The sequence below is a fragment of the Gemmatimonadales bacterium genome, from assembly GCA_035502185.1.
Lineage (GTDB): Bacteria > Gemmatimonadota > Gemmatimonadetes > Gemmatimonadales > JACORV01 > Fen-1245.
The window spans coordinates 1-3,820 of sequence record DATJUT010000023.1; the positions used below are offsets into that span (position 1 = coordinate 1).

3 protein-coding genes are annotated in these 3,820 nt (G+C 71.9%); all 3 read left to right on the forward strand.

Translation table 11 applies throughout. The features are described 5' to 3' along the window. Nucleotides 1-239: 239 nt before the first annotated feature. Nucleotides 240-2,321 (forward strand): M1 family metallopeptidase, encoded by a 2,082-nt coding sequence (locus VMF70_02945; protein ID HTT66965.1) that lies wholly within the window; start codon nt 240-242, stop codon nt 2,319-2,321. Between the two features lie 148 nt (nt 2,322-2,469). Continuing rightward, nucleotides 2,470-2,799: a PadR family transcriptional regulator gene (locus VMF70_02950; protein HTT66966.1), complete on the forward strand. Its 330-nt coding sequence runs from the start codon at nt 2,470-2,472 to the stop codon at nt 2,797-2,799. A gap of 10 nt (nt 2,800-2,809) precedes the next feature. Then, nucleotides 2,810-3,820 (forward strand): ABC transporter permease (locus tag VMF70_02955; protein HTT66967.1); only part of this gene is annotated, 1,011 nt, incomplete at its 3' end.

Sequence of the window (3,820 nt, forward strand, 5' to 3'; positions counted from 1 at the left end):
CTGGGCGGTGATCCATCCCACGGAGGCGTGGCAGACCGCGGGGCTCCGCCTGTCGAGTCCGGCCGCATTCCGGGTGGATCCGGATTATTACGTCGTTCCGCGCGACGTGGGAGCGCAGCCTTCGCCAGGCCGGGCGCCCTAGCCCCGGGAACGTTCCCGCGCCCTCGTGCGTACTCTGGTATCCGACCCGTGCCGCAGGGCCGGGGTCGCCGGAGTCGTCCCAACCTTCGGGAGTCACCATGCGCAGATCCGCCGTGGCGCTCGCCACGCTCGTCGCCCTGATTCCGCTGCCCGGGACCGTCCTGGCGCAGGCGCGCCCGACGTATCCGGAGCGCGCGATCCGCCGCGACATCCCGCTGACCGACATGATCCGCCGTGCCTTCGCGGCCGGGACGCGCGATTCGACCGGGCGTCCGGGACCGCACTATTGGCAGCTGTGGACCGACTACACGATCACGGCGCGGCTCGACCCGGCGACGGGCGTGGTCACGGGACACGAGCGGGTGGTGGTGCAGAACCCGAGCGACAGCGCGATGCGCGAGGTCGTCCTGCGGCTCGACCAGAACCTGTTCGGTCCCGGCGCGCCGCGCGCCGACGTCGTGCCCGGCATGCGGGAGACCGACGGGATGCGGGTGACCAGTCTCACCATCGACGGGCAGGCAGTGGACCCGAATCCCCAGCCGACGCTGCGCACCATCACGCGCGGCGGCAACTCGTTCCAGGTCACCGTCCCGCCGCCCTACGACCTGCGGCTCACGTCGGCGCGCATTCCGCTTGCCACGCCGGTTCCCGCGCACGGGAGCTTCACCCTCGAGGCCGACTGGCACTTCACGGTGCCGCAGATTCCGCCGAACACGCGCGGCGTCAGGATGGGCGCCTGGGGCGACTCCCTGTTCCAGGTGGCGCAGTGGTATCCCCGGGTGGCGGTGTTCGACGACCTGCGCGAGGGCGGCTGGGACACCGAGCCGTACCTCGGCTTCTCGGAGTTCTACAACAACTTCGGCCGGTTCGACGTGGCGCTCGACGTGCCCGCGGGCTGGCTGGTGGGGGCCACGGGCGTGCTGCAGAACCCCGGCGAGGTGCTGACGGCCGCGGCGCGCGAGCGGCTGTCGCACGTCCTCGAGTCCGATTCTACGCTCAGCATCGTCGGCCCGGACGACGTCGGCCCCGGCAAGTCCACGGCGGCGGGGGACCGCCTGGTGTGGCACTTCGCCGCCGACACCGCGGGCGACTTCGCCTGGGCCACGTCGAGCCGCTACGTCTGGGACGCGACGCGGGCGACGATCCCCGGCAAGGGCCCGGTGCCGGTCAACATGCTCTACGTGCCCTGGCGCGCCCGGCAGTTCGCGCAGGCGGCCACCATCGCGCGGCACGCCCTTCAGTTCTATTCGGGGCTGTGGATTCCCTACTCGTTCCCGGTCCTGACGCTGGCCGACGGGCCGGAGAACGGGATGGAGTACCCGATGATCATCTTCTCGGCCGCGGGGGCGTCGGACCACGAGGCGGGGCACGAGTGGTGGCCGATGACCCTCGGCACCAACGAGACGTGGTATCCGTTCATGGACGAGGGGTTCAACCAGTACATGAACATCCTCTCCGGCGCCGACCGGGCGGGCCAGCCGGCCGAGCTCGACGGCGTCGGCGAGGAGTACGGCCGGACGAGCGGCGACGAGCGCGAGGCGCCGCTGATGTGGGACGCCAACTACGGCGGGCCGATGTACGTGTTCCAGGGCTACGCCAAGGCGCCGATGATGCTCTCGATGCTCGGCGGGATCGTCGGCGACAGCGCGGTGCAGCGTGCCATGCGGGAGTACGCCCAGAGCTGGCGCTTCAAGCATCCCTCGCCGTGGGACTACGCCTTCTCGATGGATCGCTCGCTGGGCCAGGACCTCGGCTGGTTCTGGTACTCCTGGCTGTTCACGACGGAGTCGGTGGACGGGTCGATCGCGGACGCGCGCATCCGCGGCGGCCGGGCGACGGTGACGGTGCGGGAGGACGGGCAGATGCCCTCGCCGGTGGTGCTGGCCGTGCACTTCGCGCCGAAGGGGCCGCGGCTGCGGGCGATGAAGGGCGCCCGGATCGTGGACGACTCGACGGCGATCGTCACCTGGCCGGTGGACGTGTGGTTCGGCGGCAGCCGCACCTTCGAGGCGAAGCTCGACTTCGGCGCGCGGCGGATCGAGCGCATCGTCTTCGATCCGCACTGCCGCTTCCCCGACCACGACGCGGCGGACAACGTCTGGCCGCGGCAGGCGGCGCCGGCCCAGCCGGCGGGCGGGCAGGGCTTCGGGCGCTTCGGCCCGCCGGAGTGCCGGGGGTAGGCGGGGCGCCGGGGCGCCAACCCATCCGATCGGCGGTTCTGGCGGGGGGCTCCGCTCGGGGCGCCGAGCCACATCCCTGAAACGTTGAGGGGGCTGGTCCTGCGGCCGGCCCCCTTCTATGTTCCCATCAACTGTTCAGGGGAAGCCCGTGGCCGCCGATCTGGAGCTGATGCAGGGGACGCTGGACCTGATGGTCCTCAAGGCGCTGACCTGGGGGCCGATGCACGGGTATGCCGTCGCCCGGTGGGTCCGCGAGACCACGGACGACGACCTCCAGGTCGAAGAGGGGGCGCTGTACACGGCACTCCACCGCATGGAGCGGCGCGGCTGGGTGGCGGCCGAATGGGGTCTCTCGGACAACAACCGCCGGGCGAGGTTCTATCAGCTGACCGCCGCCGGCCGGCGGGAGCTCAGGGCGCAGAGCGCGGCGTTCTCGCGCTACGCCACCGCGCTGTTCAAGGTCCTCCGGACCGCGTGAGGGTCCTGCCATGATGCGCTGGACCGGCGTGCGTCGCGTATTCCGCCTCGGCCGGGCGGCCGACGTGGAGCGCGAGGTCGAAGAGGAGCTGCGCTTCCACCTGGATCAGGCTGCCCGGGACCTGGCGGAGCGGGGACTCGAGCCGGAAGCCGCTCGGCGCGAGGCCGAGCGCCGTTTCGGCGACGTCGCCGCGACGCGCAAGCGGCTGGTGGCCATCGACCGGGATCGCGTCCACGCCGAGCGGCGCGCCGACTGGTGGGGCGCGGTGCGGCAGGACCTGCGCTACGCGCTGCGCGGGCTCAGGCTGAGGCCGGGCTTCGCGCTGGTCGTGGTACTGACGCTCGGCCTCGGCATCGGCGCCAACGCGACCATGTTCGGGATCGTGGACCGGCTGCTGCTCAAGCCGCCGGCGTACCTGGCCGTCGCCGGCCGGGTCCATCGCGTCTGGTTCGTGCACCACGTGCCGGAGGGGGCGGACGTCCCGGGCACGCACACTTCGTATCAGACCTACCACGATCTCGCCGAGGACAGCGTGGCGTTCGACGTGGTCGCCGCGTTCGTGGACCCGTCGGTGGCGGTCGGCGTGGGCACAGACGTCCAGGAGATGCACATCCTCGGCGTCACCGCGAGCTACTGGCGGCTGTTCGCCATGCGTCCGGTCGTTGGGCGCTTCTTCACGTCGGATGAGAACCGCGAACCCGCCGGAACGCCGGTGGCGGTGCTGGGCTACGCCTACTGGCGGTCGGCCTACGCCGGTCGCGCCGACGCCGTGGGGAAGACGCTGCACGTGGGCCAGCGCGACTACACGATCATCGGGGTGGCGCCTTCCGGCTTCATGGGCACGTCCATGGGAGACGCCGTGACCATCCTCCCGATCACCGCGGCGCTGTTCGAGGCGACGGGCCGGCCCCAGCTGATAGGTGACTATGGCCTCCGGTGGCCGGAGATCGTGGTGCGGCGGCGGCCGGGCGTGGGTGTCGCCGCCGCAAGCGCCGCGCTCACGCTGGACTACCAGCGCAGC